We start from the raw sequence: 11,960 nt of genomic DNA, 5'->3' as shown, positions 1-11,960 counted from the left end.
CAAGGTGTGACCATGACCCCGGAGGCGACCCGCAATTATTTCGAGTTGTTCCAACTGCCGCCCCTGTTCCAGCTCGATCTGGACCAGCTCGATCGTCAGTATCGGGAGATGCAGGCCCGCGTGCATCCCGACAAGGCGGCGCACCTGAGCGACACGGAAAAGCGTCTGTTCCTGCAATGGGCGACGCTCGCCAACGAGGCCTACAGCACCTTGAAACGCCCCTTGGACCGGGCGCGCTATCTGCTCCGGATTCACGGCGTCGACACGCGGGAAGAAGACAATACGGCAATGCCGGCGGAGTTTCTGCTGGAACAAATCGAGTGGCGCGAGGAGCTGCATGCCGCGATGGCCCTCAAGAGCCTTACGGCACTCGATAGCCTGGCAGCGCGCCTGAGAACGGAGATGAACAGCTTGCTGGGCTCGCTCGCCACTCTGCTCGATGTGGAACGGCGTCATCCGGCGGCGGCGGACGTGGTCCGCCAGCTCGCCTTTCTCGAGAAGCTCGGTCGCGATATCGATCAAGCCCAAACCGAATTGGAGGAATGATGCTGCTGCAAATTTCCGAACCCGGCATCAAAGCCCCTAAACCGCGGCGTATTGCGGTGGGGATCGACCTCGGCACCACCCATTCTCTGGTCGCCACGGTCAACGATCAGGGCCCGCAGGTACTCGAAGACGGACAGGGCCGCGTCCTGCTGCCTTCGGTGGTGCACTACCGTGCCGATCGCGCGGTGGATGTCGGCCATGACGCCATGGCGTGGCAGAACGATGATCCCGAGAACACTTTCGTATCGGTGAAACGCTTTATGGGCCGCGGCCGCGACGATCTGCCGGAACGGCACGGCGCCCCTTATCGATTTGCCGATACGCCCGGCATGGTGCAGTTCGAAACTCAGGCAGGAACGGTGAGTCCGGTCCAGGTTTCGGCGGAAATTCTCAAAGCCCTGCGCGAGCGGGCAATCCAGGCCCTGGGCGACGAAATCGCCGGCGCGGTGATCACGGTCCCCGCCTATTTCGACGATGCCCAGCGCCAAGCGACCAAGGATGCCGCGAAACTCGCCGGCCTCGAAGTGTTCCGCCTGTTGAACGAGCCCACCGCGGCCGCCGTGGCGTATGGACTCGATCAGGCCGCCGAAGGCGTCTACGCGGTTTATGATCTCGGCGGCGGCACCTTCGATATTTCAATACTCAAACTCACCCGGGGCGTCTTCGAAGTGCTGGCGACCAACGGCGATCCGGCGCTGGGCGGGGACGATTTCGACCGGGCCGTTTATGACTGGCTGCTCAGGGAAACCGCCACCCCGGCCCCGACTGCCGGCGACGCGCGCAGGCTGCTGACCGCGGCACGTGCGGCCAAGGAACGCCTCTCCGAACAATCCACAGCGCAAATTTCCACGCCGCTGTCCAACGGCTCCGTGGTGAAGTGCAGCCTGTCGCGGGAAACCTTCGATGCGCTGACCGAAGATCTGGTAAAGCGAAGCATGGCGCCGGTCCGCAAGGCGCTCCGCGATGCCGGCCTGTCGATCGGCGACATCAAGGGCGTCGTCCTGGTGGGCGGAGCCACCCGCATGCCCTGCATCCGCAAGGCCGTGGCGGATTTCTTTCAGCAGCAGCCGCTCGTAGATCTGGACCCGGACAAGGTGGTAGCCATCGGCGCCGCCCTGCAGGCCAACGCCCTGGCGGGGAACCGCGGCGACGACGACTGGCTGTTGCTCGACGTGATTCCGCTCTCGCTGGGCATCGAGACCATGGGCGGACTGACCGAAAAGATCATTCCCAGGAACTCCACCCTGCCGCTGGCGCGCGCCCAGGAATTCACCACCTGGAAGGACGGGCAGACCGCCATGAGCATCCATGTGGTACAGGGCGAACGCGAACTGGTCAGCGAATGCCGCTCGCTGGCGCGCTTCGAGCTGCGCGGCATCCCTCCGATGGTGGCGGGCGCGGCCCGGGTCCGGGTGACATTCCAGGTGGACGCCGACGGTCTCTTGAGCGTATCGGCCGCCGAGCAGACCAGCGGGGTCGAGGCCAAGATCGAGGTCAAGCCGTCCTATGGTCTGAACGATGCCGATATCACCCGTATGATCGAGGACTCTTACAAACACGCTCAGGACGACATCGAGGCGCGGCGCCTGCGCGAACAGAAAGTCGAGGCGCTCCGCCTGCTCGAGGCGACCGAAGCGGCCTTGGCCGAAGATTCCGAACTTCTGTCCGCGGACGAGCTCGCGATCATTACCGAGGGGATGCAGGTCCTAAAACAAGCCGTCGACGGCACCGATTGGGAGGCAATCAAGAAAGCCGCCGATGCACTCAACGAGGCGAGCACCGAGTTCGCCGGACGGCGCATGGACCACAGCATCAAGAAGGCATTGGCCGGACAGAAACTCGAAGAATTGGACGCATGACTATGAACACGCGGCAATTCTCATTTTTCCTAAAAACCCGCGTTTTCGTAGGGTGGGTTAGACGCGCATCACCTCGGAGCCGATCGATGTCCAAGAAGCCTCACGCGCGTCGTAACCCACCGTTCGAGGTGCGACGCCGGCATGGAGGGTTAGGGCGCGCGGGGAGGTCGGTGCGAAATGGAAACGCCGCGTCTGTGCGCGCCTAATTTACTCTACATAAAGGAAGAAGAGATGAGCACACGCACCGACAACTGCCACGTCAGAGGTAGTACATGACCATGCCGAACATCACCATCCTCCCTCATTCCGAACTCTGCCCGGAAGGTGCGGTCGTACCTGCCCGCAGAGGACAGACCATCTGCGAAGCGCTGCTCGACGCCGGCATCGAAATCGAGCACGCCTGCGAACACGCCTGCGCCTGCTCGACCTGCCACGTCATCGTGCGGGAAGGCTACTCGACGCTGGATAGCGCCGACGAGAACGAGGAAGACATGCTGGACCGCGCCTGGGGTCTTGAACCTCATTCCCGGCTGGCTTGCCAGGCTTTCGTCAACGGCGCCGATCTGACCATCGAGATTCCGCGCTACAGCCGCAATCTGGCGAAGGAAAAGAAGGCCTGACGATGGAATCCAGGAAGGTCGTCATCAACGATACCACTCTGCGCGACGGCGAACAGACCGCCGGGGTCGCCTTCAACTGGGAGGAGAAGCTCGCCATCGCTAGCGCCCTGGCCGCCGCCGGTGTTCCCGAAATGGAAGTCGGCATCCCGACGATGGGACCGGAAGAACGCGAGATCATCGCCGCCATTGCGGCGCTCGACCTGCCCTCGCGGCTGATGGTCTGGGGCCGGATGTGCGAGGCCGATCTGGAAGCGGCTACCGGCTGCGGGGCGCATCTGGTCAATTTGTCGATTCCGGTATCGGATATCCAGTTGCGCCATAAGGTCGGCCGCGATCGCGACTGGGCTATCGCGACGATAAGCCGTGTCGTGCCACGCGCGCTGGCTACCGGCATGGATGTTTGCGTGGGCGCCGAGGACGCCTCGCGCGCCGACCCCGAATTTCTGCTGCGGGTCGCGGAAACCGCCCAGCGGGCGGGTGCGAGGCGCATCCGCTTTGCCGACACCCTGGGGATACTCGACCCGATTGCCACCTTCGAACGTATCCGGCGGCTGGTCGACGCCGTGGATCTCGAAGTCGAGATGCATGCCCACAACGATTTCGGCCTCGCCACCGCCAATACCCTGGTTGCGATCCAGGCGGGCGCCAGCCATGTCAACACCACGGTCAACGGCCTCGGCGAACGCGCCGGCAATGCCGCCCTCGAAGAGACGGTCATGGCCCTGCACCAGTTGTATCAGTTGCCCACCGGCATCGATGTCAGCCGATTCGGAGCGATTTCCGAGCTCGTCGCCAAAGCGTCGGGACGTCCGGTAGCGCCCAACAAGAGCATCGTCGGCGAGGCCGTGTTTACCCACGAGGCGGGCATACACGTCGATGGCATCCTCAAGAACGTACTCAATTATCAGGGCGTAAATCCCAAGGATCTCGGGCGCGAACACCGCCTGGTGCTTGGCAAGCATTCGGGAACGCACGGCGTCATCCAGCGCTTTCGCGACCTCGGGATAGAGCTGACCGAAATCGCCGCCGCTCAGCTTCTGCGCAGAATCCGCCTGCATGCGAATCAAACCAAGCGCGCGCCGAGCACGGCCGAGCTCATGAGTTTTTATCGGGAAACGGCGGCGTCGGAACCCATCCCCGCCCTGCCCGGCCTGCCCGATGCGCTTACGATCCGAAATCAACCTTAGAAAGGCATCTCCATGAATCCGGTACTGCAACGCATAGAAGGTTTCTCCGCGGCCGAGGAGTTCTTCGATTTTTTCGGCATTCCGTATCAAGCCGACGTCGTGAACGTCAACCGCCTGCACATCCTGAAGCGCTTCAACCAATACCTTGCCAGATCGCCGATCCCGGACGACCTGGACGAAGCTTCGGCCTGGAACATCTGCAAGGAATATCTGACCCGCGCACATGATGATTTCGTGACCTCGAACGCGGCCCAGGAAAAAGTGTTCAAGGTCTTTCAGGATCAGGACGGCAAGAGCATTTCGCTGGAGAGCATGAAGGCCAGCCTTTCGACCCGGAAACGAGAGGCTAGCGACGGCAAGCCCGGCACCATCTAAAAACGAATCCGTTTGATCTTGCTACGAGGAATAAAGAATGGCTAAACCCGAAAAACACGTGTTCGTCTGCGCCCAATCGAGACCTCCCGGACATCCGCGCGGATCTTGCGCGCAATTGGGCTGCGCGGCGGTGCTCCAGACCTTCGCCCAGCAATTCGAGGCCGGCCAGCTCCACGGAAAATTCCAGCTGACCAGCACCGGCTGTCTCGGCGCGTGCGACTTGGGGCCCACCGTCATCGTTTACCCCGATGCCGTGATGTACACCAAGGTCAAGCCGGAAGACGTGGGCGAGATCGTCAGCGAGCACCTGCAAAAAGGCGAACCCGTGGAACGCCTGTTAGCACCCGCGGCGGTTTGGTCTTGAGGAATCCCGATCGTGGAGCGCGGAACAGCCATGCGTGAAGTCTTTTATGCCGGCGACGTGCCGCCCAAGGTCGGCGGCCTGCTCGAGGAAGCCATGAGCGCCTATGCCGACACGGCGCGAGCCGAAGCGCTGTTGCAGCAGGCGCGGCAAGAGGCGCCCGAAGCTCTGCCGGTGTATTTCTCGCTCTACAAATTCTATTTCTACAAGGGCCGGCTGGCGGACGCCGAGGAAGCGGCGCGCTCGGCCTTGAAAACCGCCGCGCGTCAAGGCGGCTTTCCGGAAAGCTATGCGAGCCTGACCCCGGAAACTGCGGACTGGACCCTGCACAACAGTCCCCAGCATTTCTACCTTTTTTCGCTCAAGGCGCTGGCCTTCATCCGCTTGCGCCAGGGCGATGCTCGCGGCTGCGAGGAAATACTCGGTAAATTGAGGGAACTGGACTCCGCCGACACGGTCGGCGGCTCGGTGATCGGCTCCCTCGCCGCGGGATTGTAATCCGTCATGGAAGATCCGACCCACTCAATCTCCGTGACGTATTGAATTTTCAATCCACAAAAAACAAGACGAGGTAATCACATGTCGACTCTGACCATAATGCCATCCGGAAAAACCGTCGAGGTCCAGGAAGGGATGAGCCTTTTGGAGGCGATACTGGCGGCCGGCGAAGAAATCATGCACAAGTGCGGCGGCAACGCCGAGTGCGGCAGCTGCCACATCTTCGTGCAAGCCGGCAAAAAGGGGGTATCCAGGACCGCTGCTCCGGAGCACGCGAAACTGGACACGATCGTGGGCGTGGGCTCCAAATCCCGCCTGGCGTGCCAAGCCAAGGTTCTGGGGACGGAAGACATCACCGTCGAGTTGCTGGGCTTTGCGTCCGGATTTTGAGATCCGGCCGTCATAATCGTGGCAGGTGCGACAAATTCGCACCTGCCGGCAGACCTAATTCCAAATTCCAAATCGCTTTCAATTAAGGAATTCATTTTTGTAGGGTGGGTTAGGCCGCAAGGCCGTAACCCACCGAGCAACCTCGAATCGGTGGGTTACGGCCTTGCGGCCTAACCCACCCTACGATTAATGTTCACTCGAATGCCGAATGGAATAAGCCGATTGATTAACTAATGAGAGGATCAGCAATGAGCATCGAAAATACCATCCGCGAACAGATCGCGACCCATCCGGTCCTCCTCTACATGAAAGGGGTACCCGATATGCCGCAATGCGGTTTTTCCGCCAAGGCCGTTGCGGCACTTCAGTCCACCGGCGTTCCCTTCGCTTACGTCAATGTGCTCCAGGCGCCTTCGATCCGGGAGAAGCTGCCCAGCATCTCGGAGTGGCCCACCTTTCCCCAATTGTTCGTGAACGGCGAACTCGTCGGCGGCAGCGATATCGTTGCGGAAATCGCGCAGAAGGGCGAGCTCAAGCCCATGCTGGAAAAAGCCGTCGCCGGCAAAAAAGCGGACTGATCGCCATGGAGATCGCGGAAGTCCGTAGCCTGATCGAAACCGGCCTGCCCGATTGCCAACTCTCGGTTGAAGGCGAAGGCTGTAATTTCTCGATCGTGATCATCGGGGAGGCTTTCGAAGGCTTATCGCCGGTCCGGCGTCAGCAAAAAGTTCTGGCAACCGTCAAAGAACCCCTGGCAAGCGGCGCGTTGCACGCCATCAGCATGAAGGTCTATACGCCTTCCGAATGGCAGCGGGAACAGCAAGGCGGAACGGGCGCCGCGCCTAACGCTCCGTCTACGGAGTGAGGCTGCGGGATGGTTTTTGATTGACTGACGAGAGATCGATCTATGCCGATTTACGACTTTCATTGCAAGCAATGTGACAAAACCTTCGAATTACTGGTGAGCCTGTCCGCCGTTCCGTCCTGTCCGGAGTGCGGGGCACAGACCTTGGAAAAACTACCTTCACTGACGGCCCCTCAAGGCAAAACGGCCGGCCTGGTGTCGAAGGCCCGAGCGCAAGCCGCGCGGGAAGGCCATTTCAGCAACTACTCCGCTTCCGAGCGTCCGCGCATCAAGTCGTAGCAATAAGTCATCGATACAGAAATTCCGAATCTCAGGATAAAACCGCCATGGCTACTTATATCAAAACCACAGAAGACGGCCGCAAAGTTGAGGTCATCGGCATGGCCATCTGTCTCGAAGGCAAGAAGGAGGCCGACCGACTGATTCCGATCCACGAGCACCCGAACTGGGCAGCCATACTAAAGGCCGTGCCAGACGCCACCCATATCGCAGGCCGCTTGCCGCTGACGGCGGAAGAAGCCGCCACCGCCCAAGCCGCGCTGGACGAGGCGAAGGCCGCTTACGAATCCAGCCCGCTAGGAATCGCGGAACGCATACGCATGGCACAAAGAAACGCTATCGCAAACCGGGACTGAGATTTTGTAGGTCAGCAATTCCTTGCCGACGAATGCGCTCGATGGGCACGCTATGCTTTGTCCATCCTGCGGCTATAAATCATCTAACCCGCATAGGATGCGGGCTCCAACGATGTGATAGAAGAGTCGCGGAAGATATAAGGGAATCACTCCATTACGGCGGATTGTTTGGCTGGATTCTCAGTCTTGCGGCCGGTTCCTTTCGGTTGATCGGAAAAGCGCCAGACGGGAAAATGGCCGAACGCTCATGCCGGCACATCATGCGAACACGTCGCGGCAGCGACGAACGGGTGTTGGCGGGCAGGCTGACGCGGGAAACCGCCTAAACTTTGTTCCAAAACTTAAGGAAGCTCTGATTAAGTCCTTCGACAGGCTCAGGACGAACGGTAACGTAAGGATTCGGTTCGTGGTGAGCCCTTCGACTCGGCTCAGGACAGGCTTGTCGAACGCTCTCCTGAGCCTGCCCTGAGCCTGTCGAAGGGGCATGAACGGAATCCACTTGTTCAGAGCTTCCTTAAACGAATGTATTCGGACTCCGTAAGTTCGTCCGCGGTGTCCGTTTGCTTTCATGCCCCTCGCCGCTCGGCAGGGCGCTAGGCGATACAGTGGGGACAACAGGGGGAAGATGTGATGAACAACATTGGTCGAGCTGAGCTTCTAGTAGTTTCTTTGGCCCTTTCCCTAGGAATCGCTGTTAGCGGCTACTTTGTCAGCCAAACGTTGTATAACGCCAAGGTCGGCATTAACACCGCGGAGGTGAAGGGCCTAGCCGAGAGGCGGGTCGAGGCGGATCGGGCCTATTGGAAGATCCAGTACACCGTATCCGGAAGCGGAACGACCCCGGTGTCAAAACTCTATGAACAGTCGGAAGCTGATCAGTCGCGGATCGTGTCGCTGCTCCTGGAAAGCGGTTTTGAGAAGTCGGAAGTTTCGCCCGGTGTCATTGACTACGAGAAAAAAGAGTTCCGGGACGACAAGCAACAGCTTGTCGAAGAGAAACATGTGCTTGTCGGATCGATTGACGTCGAAACCGGCAAAGTTCGTTTGGTTTCGGAAGCGAGATCGAAGCTAAACAGGCTAATAGCCTAGGGCATTGATATACAGAACAACGCGCCAGCCTATCACTTCACGAAGCTAAACGAGATAAAGCCAGCCATGGTAAAGGAAGCGACTACAAACGCTCGTATTGCCGCGAACGAGTTCGCGGCCGATGCCGGAGTCAAGGTTGGCGGCATAAGGGACGCGCAGCAGGGTGGCTTCATTATTCGTGATGTCGGTGAGGAGTACGGCGACACCAAGAGCATTGAGAAAGAGGTCCGGCTCGTTACGACCATCACCTTCTATCTCACGGATTAGCTCGCGTAGGGCGCATTCGGTGGAATGGCGGCTCCGCCGGTGCGCCTGGAGGGTCGTTCTGGTGCTCCCAATCGCAAACGTCGCTTTAGCCTGGATATTTCATGAAAGGAGGGGTGGCGGAATCGAAAAGCCCTTAAAATTCAACTGCTGACATCGAATTTGTGAGGAGATTCCGCCGTGACACATTGTACCGGACAAATCGAGCTGTTTGCGCCCGTGGCACGCCGCCGCATCGATGTGGCCTTCGACGGGGGCGCTGTGACCAGCGATGCCGGAGTGCTGCTGTTGCGGCAGGTCGATCGCAAGCTGGGTTTGCTGGACAGCGTGGCCCAACGCTTGAAGGACCCGCGTGATCCCAGCCGGTGTGCCCACGCCGTGCTCCACCTGCTGCGACAGCGGGTTTATGGCCTGTGCCAAGGCTATGAAGACCTCAACGATCACGACACCTGGCGCCATGACCTGGCGTTGCAGACGGCCTGTGAACGGCTGTCGCCCGGTGCCTCCAGCCCCACCTTGTGCCGCTTGGAAAACCGGATGGATCGGGCGGCGGCCCTGGCGATCCATGAGGTGTTTGTCGAGCAGTTCATCGCTTCATTTCCGACGCCGCCGGATCAGCTCATCCTGGATTTCGACGCGACCGATGATCCGGTCCATGGGCATCAGGAAGGCCGGTTCTTCCATGGCTACTATGACCACTATTGCTTCCTGCCGCTTTACGTCTTTTGCGGCGATCAGTTGTTGGTCAGCTATCTCAGGCCCTCGAAGATCGACGCGGCCAAGCACGCCGGGGCGATCCTGAAAGCTCTGGTGCAACGGCTGCGTGCCGTCTGGCCCGAGGTGAAAATCATCTTCCGGGCCGATTCGGGCTTCTGCCGACGGCGGATTCTGGCCTGGTGCGAACGCCACGGCGTCGGTTATCTCGTGGGCCTGGCCAAGAACAACCGCCTTTTGAAGCTTGCGGCGCCTTGGCGCCAGGCAGCGCAAACCCAATTTGCCGCCACCTCGGAAAAACAGCGGGTCTTCGGTGAGTTTGCCTATACCGCCGGCACCTGGAAACACCCCCGCCAGGTGATCCTCAAAGCCGAGCATGGACCCCAAGGCGAAAATCCAAGGTTCCTGGTCACCAACCTGGCGGGCGACTCCCAAGCGCTGTACGAAGACGTCTATTGTGCGCGGGGCGACATGGAAAACCGGATCAAGGAACAGCAACTCGGCTTGTTCGCGGACCGCACCAGTTGTCACGTCTGGTGGGCCAACCAATTCCGGCTGCTGCTCGCCTCGCTCGGCTACCTCTTGTTGGAAGCCCTTCGTCGCCTCGGCCTCGCCGGTACCGAACTCGCTCGGGCGCAGTGTTCCACTCTCAGGGGCAAGCTCCTCAAAATCGGTGGCGTGATCCTTCGAAATACCCGTCGCATTCGCTTCCTGTTGCCGAATGCTTACCCCTGGCAGGCGCTGTTCTGGCACATCGCCGAGCGCTTTGCCCCCGGCTGAGCCGGGCCGAGTGGGTTCCCCGGCACGTTGATTCTCTGGGGGTAAGGGGGACGTTTGCCTGAAATTCAGACTTTCACCCCAAACGAGCACTCAACACGCCTTTTTCTGGTCCCGAACCCAGAACGCGACCGGCCTCCTACCTTCACTGAGGTCCTGATGAAATATTCAGGTTAGAGCGTTTTCATCGCGCTCGTACGGCAAAACCAGCTTGGCGGACGTCGTTGGCGCCTTCGGCTCGGGTGAATGGATTCAAGCATTCGTAGGTCGGCAACCCTTTGCCGACGAAGACGCTCGGCGGGGACGTGGCGTCGGGAAAGGATTCCCGACCTACGCGCGAGTGCCCGTACAGTAGATATGAAAATGCTCTAAGTACATTCAGGGAATGTCTTGCGGCATAGGCAACCTGCAGGACAACCCCGCCAATCAAGCCAAACAGTCGAGATTCCGCAAGTATTTGCGGAATGTACTTAGCGACCTTCCAATCGCAAACGGCCTGGCCGGGAGCGCCGGCCAGCCCCTCCCCGGACAACCGTTTGTGATTGGAATACGGGAGTACCCTACTCCGCTCTACGCGGGCTGTTCACGCCATCGCTCAGGCAGCCCGCTGATCCCGTCCAGCACGCCGGGGGCGCCGTCGGCGGAACGGATCTTCCTCGGGATCGTGGCGACGGGATCGCATTTCCAGTCGATTTGCCGCTACTCGGCCTTCACGACACGAACAAGCGGCTTTCGAAGCGCCTCACCGCGACCAACATGGCCTTGACCGCTGCGCGCGCCACCTCATCTCGGTACAGGCTGCTCTTGCTCGCCGACCGCATCTTGAATTCGTAGGTCGCCCAGATCGCACCGGAATCAACCTGGTCCGCGGCCTCCACCGCGGTGAGGCCCCTTATGCGTTTCCTCGTTCAGAATCGCCCAATCGAGCGAATTGCCGCCACGGTCACCGACGATTCCGGGATGGAGGATGATGCACGTGTACCGTTTCCAAATGTCGCGGGGAATGACCGACCTGGGCGAGCATCGGACATAGCACCAGGTCGGGCTGGAACTGATGAACCGCCTGGCGCATCGCCTCCGCTGTCGTCGCGGCCGCAATGCCGTAACCCACCAGGCAACCGACTGGATACCCGATCGATATCGGATGACTACTTGCGGTAAGTGCTGTATACGTAATCCGACTGCTTCTGGGGTACATGGCAAGAAAAACATTCGTTCTTCGCGTCCTTGACCACTCTTTCCTGGGTATCTCCTTTGAATCCCTCGAAACCCCATCCTCCGGTTTCCTTGAACTTCTCGGAATCCTTCTCCATTACCCCAAGAACTTTTCGGTCACCCTCCACGATGGCATTGTTCTCGCTCTTCGCCTCGAGGAGATCGAAAATCAGCACTGAACCATCGGGATAGATATCGCCCTTGGTCATGGCCTTCAGTGCCTCGTCATTGGCATAGATATGATGAATTCCGCCGAAGGAATCATAGAGAGGATGCCCTTGCTGGATCACCATTGACTTTACGCGAGTCCAGTCTCGATAAGCTTCGGGATACTTGACCTTAGCCTCCTCCGACCATGTAGTGCCCGCCAGGAACAGGTTAAGGGTGATTCCGATGGACACGATCCTGACTATACGTTTCTTCATCGCTTTACCTCCCAGTAAGTTAATGCCCGTCTAATGCAAGATCTAAGTACATTCCGTAAACTTTTACGGAATCTCGACAGATTAGTTTGATTGGCGGGTTTCTCCTGTAGTGGTGCCTATGCCGCAAGACTTCCCTGAAT

17 protein-coding genes are annotated in these 11,960 nt (G+C 59.6%); 15 read left to right on the top strand and 2 right to left on the bottom strand.

The features are described 5' to 3' along the window. Nucleotides 1-12 precede the first annotated feature (12 nt). The 15 genes from hscB (at nt 13) to ACR2TX_RS14490 (ending at nt 10,183) form a co-directional block, all read left to right on the top strand. Nucleotides 13-546, top strand: a complete 534-nt coding sequence (hscB, locus tag ACR2TX_RS14560) for a Fe-S protein assembly co-chaperone HscB (protein ID WP_077729097.1) — start codon at nt 13-15, stop codon at nt 544-546. Further along, the gene (gene hscA, locus ACR2TX_RS14555) at nt 543-2,405 is read left to right on the top strand and encodes a Fe-S protein assembly chaperone HscA (protein WP_168175360.1); all 1,863 of its coding nucleotides are present in this window, start codon (nt 543-545) and stop codon (nt 2,403-2,405) included. The genes hscB and hscA overlap by 4 nt, the downstream gene beginning before the upstream one ends. A gap of 278 nt (nt 2,406-2,683) precedes the next feature. Beyond that, complete coding sequence (gene fdx / locus ACR2TX_RS14550; RefSeq protein WP_077729126.1) at nt 2,684-3,025, top strand: ISC system 2Fe-2S type ferredoxin; 342 nt, start codon at nt 2,684-2,686, stop codon at nt 3,023-3,025. 2 nt (nt 3,026-3,027) lie between these two features. Continuing rightward, nucleotides 3,028-4,212 (top strand): homocitrate synthase, encoded by a 1,185-nt coding sequence (gene nifV, locus ACR2TX_RS14545; protein WP_077729095.1) that lies wholly within the window; start codon nt 3,028-3,030, stop codon nt 4,210-4,212. Between the two features lie 12 nt (nt 4,213-4,224). Beyond that, entirely contained in the window at nt 4,225-4,587 is a 363-nt protein-coding gene (gene nifW, locus ACR2TX_RS14540; protein ID WP_077729094.1) for a nitrogenase-stabilizing/protective protein NifW, read from the top strand. A 37-nt stretch (nt 4,588-4,624) separates the two neighbouring features. Next, a complete protein-coding gene (locus ACR2TX_RS14535) occupies nt 4,625-4,951 on the top strand; it encodes a (2Fe-2S) ferredoxin domain-containing protein (protein WP_077729093.1) in 327 nt (108 codons plus the stop codon). 30 nt (nt 4,952-4,981) lie between these two features. After that, nucleotides 4,982-5,446 (top strand): hypothetical protein, encoded by a 465-nt coding sequence (locus tag ACR2TX_RS14530; protein WP_077729092.1) that lies wholly within the window; start codon nt 4,982-4,984, stop codon nt 5,444-5,446. 81 nt (nt 5,447-5,527) lie between these two features. Continuing rightward, a complete protein-coding gene (locus ACR2TX_RS14525) occupies nt 5,528-5,836 on the top strand; it encodes a 2Fe-2S iron-sulfur cluster-binding protein (protein ID WP_077729091.1) in 309 nt (102 codons plus the stop codon). Nucleotides 5,837-6,069: 233 nt separating this feature from the next. Continuing rightward, a complete protein-coding gene (gene grxD / locus ACR2TX_RS14520) occupies nt 6,070-6,414 on the top strand; it encodes a Grx4 family monothiol glutaredoxin (RefSeq protein ID WP_077729090.1) in 345 nt (114 codons plus the stop codon). 5 nt (nt 6,415-6,419) lie between these two features. Next, complete coding sequence (locus ACR2TX_RS14515; RefSeq protein WP_133716889.1) at nt 6,420-6,701, top strand: BolA/IbaG family iron-sulfur metabolism protein; 282 nt, start codon at nt 6,420-6,422, stop codon at nt 6,699-6,701. Nucleotides 6,702-6,743: 42 nt separating this feature from the next. Beyond that, entirely contained in the window at nt 6,744-6,980 is a 237-nt protein-coding gene (locus ACR2TX_RS14510) for an FmdB family zinc ribbon protein (RefSeq protein WP_077729088.1), read from the top strand. Nucleotides 6,981-7,027: 47 nt separating this feature from the next. Continuing rightward, the gene (locus ACR2TX_RS14505; protein ID WP_077729087.1) at nt 7,028-7,336 is read left to right on the top strand and encodes a hypothetical protein; all 309 of its coding nucleotides are present in this window, start codon (nt 7,028-7,030) and stop codon (nt 7,334-7,336) included. 630 nt (nt 7,337-7,966) lie between these two features. After that, complete coding sequence (locus tag ACR2TX_RS14500; protein ID WP_434129923.1) at nt 7,967-8,425, top strand: hypothetical protein; 459 nt, start codon at nt 7,967-7,969, stop codon at nt 8,423-8,425. Nucleotides 8,426-8,491: 66 nt separating this feature from the next. Beyond that, nucleotides 8,492-8,692, top strand: coding sequence for a hypothetical protein (locus ACR2TX_RS14495; RefSeq protein ID WP_434129921.1), 201 nt, complete (start codon nt 8,492-8,494; stop codon nt 8,690-8,692). A 177-nt stretch (nt 8,693-8,869) separates the two neighbouring features. Next, complete coding sequence (locus tag ACR2TX_RS14490; RefSeq protein WP_133719256.1) at nt 8,870-10,183, top strand: IS1380 family transposase; 1,314 nt, start codon at nt 8,870-8,872, stop codon at nt 10,181-10,183. Nucleotides 10,184-10,890: 707 nt separating this feature from the next. Here the strand turns inward: ACR2TX_RS14490 and ACR2TX_RS14485 are convergent. Both ACR2TX_RS14485 and ACR2TX_RS14480 read right to left on the bottom strand, forming a co-directional pair. Then, nucleotides 10,891-11,058 (bottom strand): hypothetical protein, encoded by a 168-nt coding sequence (locus ACR2TX_RS14485; RefSeq protein ID WP_434129920.1) that lies wholly within the window; start codon nt 11,056-11,058, stop codon nt 10,891-10,893. Between the two features lie 270 nt (nt 11,059-11,328). Further along, nucleotides 11,329-11,820 carry a cytochrome P460 family protein gene (locus ACR2TX_RS14480; protein WP_143735089.1) on the bottom strand — a complete coding sequence of 164 codons (492 nt, stop codon included), beginning with the start codon at nt 11,818-11,820 and terminating at the stop codon, nt 11,329-11,331. Nucleotides 11,821-11,960: the final 140 nt, after the last annotated feature.

Origin of the sequence: Methylocaldum sp. GT1BB (assembly GCF_051027545.1) — a bacterium.
In the GTDB taxonomy this organism is placed as follows: domain Bacteria; phylum Pseudomonadota; class Gammaproteobacteria; order Methylococcales; family Methylococcaceae; genus Methylocaldum.
The sequence above is the reverse complement of the archived record's forward strand: the minus strand, read 5'-3'. Positions and strand labels throughout refer to the sequence as shown.

Excerpts from the sequence above, each read along its gene's own strand:
- ACR2TX_RS14530 (WP_077729092.1), top strand. The coding sequence starts at position 4,982 with ATGCGTGAAGTCTTTTATGCCGGCGACGTGCCGCCCAAGGTCGGCGGC.
- ACR2TX_RS14510 (WP_077729088.1), top strand. The coding sequence starts at position 6,744 with ATGCCGATTTACGACTTTCATTGCAAGCAATGTGACAAAACCTTCGAA.
- ACR2TX_RS14495 (WP_434129921.1), top strand. The coding sequence starts at position 8,492 with ATGGTAAAGGAAGCGACTACAAACGCTCGTATTGCCGCGAACGAGTTC.
- nifW (WP_077729094.1), top strand. The coding sequence starts at position 4,225 with ATGAATCCGGTACTGCAACGCATAGAAGGTTTCTCCGCGGCCGAGGAG.
- hscA (WP_168175360.1), top strand. The coding sequence starts at position 543 with ATGATGCTGCTGCAAATTTCCGAACCCGGCATCAAAGCCCCTAAACCG.
- nifV (WP_077729095.1), top strand. The coding sequence starts at position 3,028 with ATGGAATCCAGGAAGGTCGTCATCAACGATACCACTCTGCGCGACGGC.
- fdx (WP_077729126.1), top strand. The coding sequence starts at position 2,684 with ATGCCGAACATCACCATCCTCCCTCATTCCGAACTCTGCCCGGAAGGT.
- ACR2TX_RS14500 (WP_434129923.1), top strand. The coding sequence starts at position 7,967 with ATGAACAACATTGGTCGAGCTGAGCTTCTAGTAGTTTCTTTGGCCCTT.
- ACR2TX_RS14480 (WP_143735089.1), bottom strand. The coding sequence starts at position 11,820 with ATGAAGAAACGTATAGTCAGGATCGTGTCCATCGGAATCACCCTTAAC.
- ACR2TX_RS14525 (WP_077729091.1), top strand. The coding sequence starts at position 5,528 with ATGTCGACTCTGACCATAATGCCATCCGGAAAAACCGTCGAGGTCCAG.
- ACR2TX_RS14535 (WP_077729093.1), top strand. The coding sequence starts at position 4,625 with ATGGCTAAACCCGAAAAACACGTGTTCGTCTGCGCCCAATCGAGACCT.
- grxD (WP_077729090.1), top strand. The coding sequence starts at position 6,070 with ATGAGAGGATCAGCAATGAGCATCGAAAATACCATCCGCGAACAGATC.
- ACR2TX_RS14515 (WP_133716889.1), top strand. The coding sequence starts at position 6,420 with ATGGAGATCGCGGAAGTCCGTAGCCTGATCGAAACCGGCCTGCCCGAT.
- ACR2TX_RS14505 (WP_077729087.1), top strand. The coding sequence starts at position 7,028 with ATGGCTACTTATATCAAAACCACAGAAGACGGCCGCAAAGTTGAGGTC.
- hscB (WP_077729097.1), top strand. The coding sequence starts at position 13 with ATGACCCCGGAGGCGACCCGCAATTATTTCGAGTTGTTCCAACTGCCG.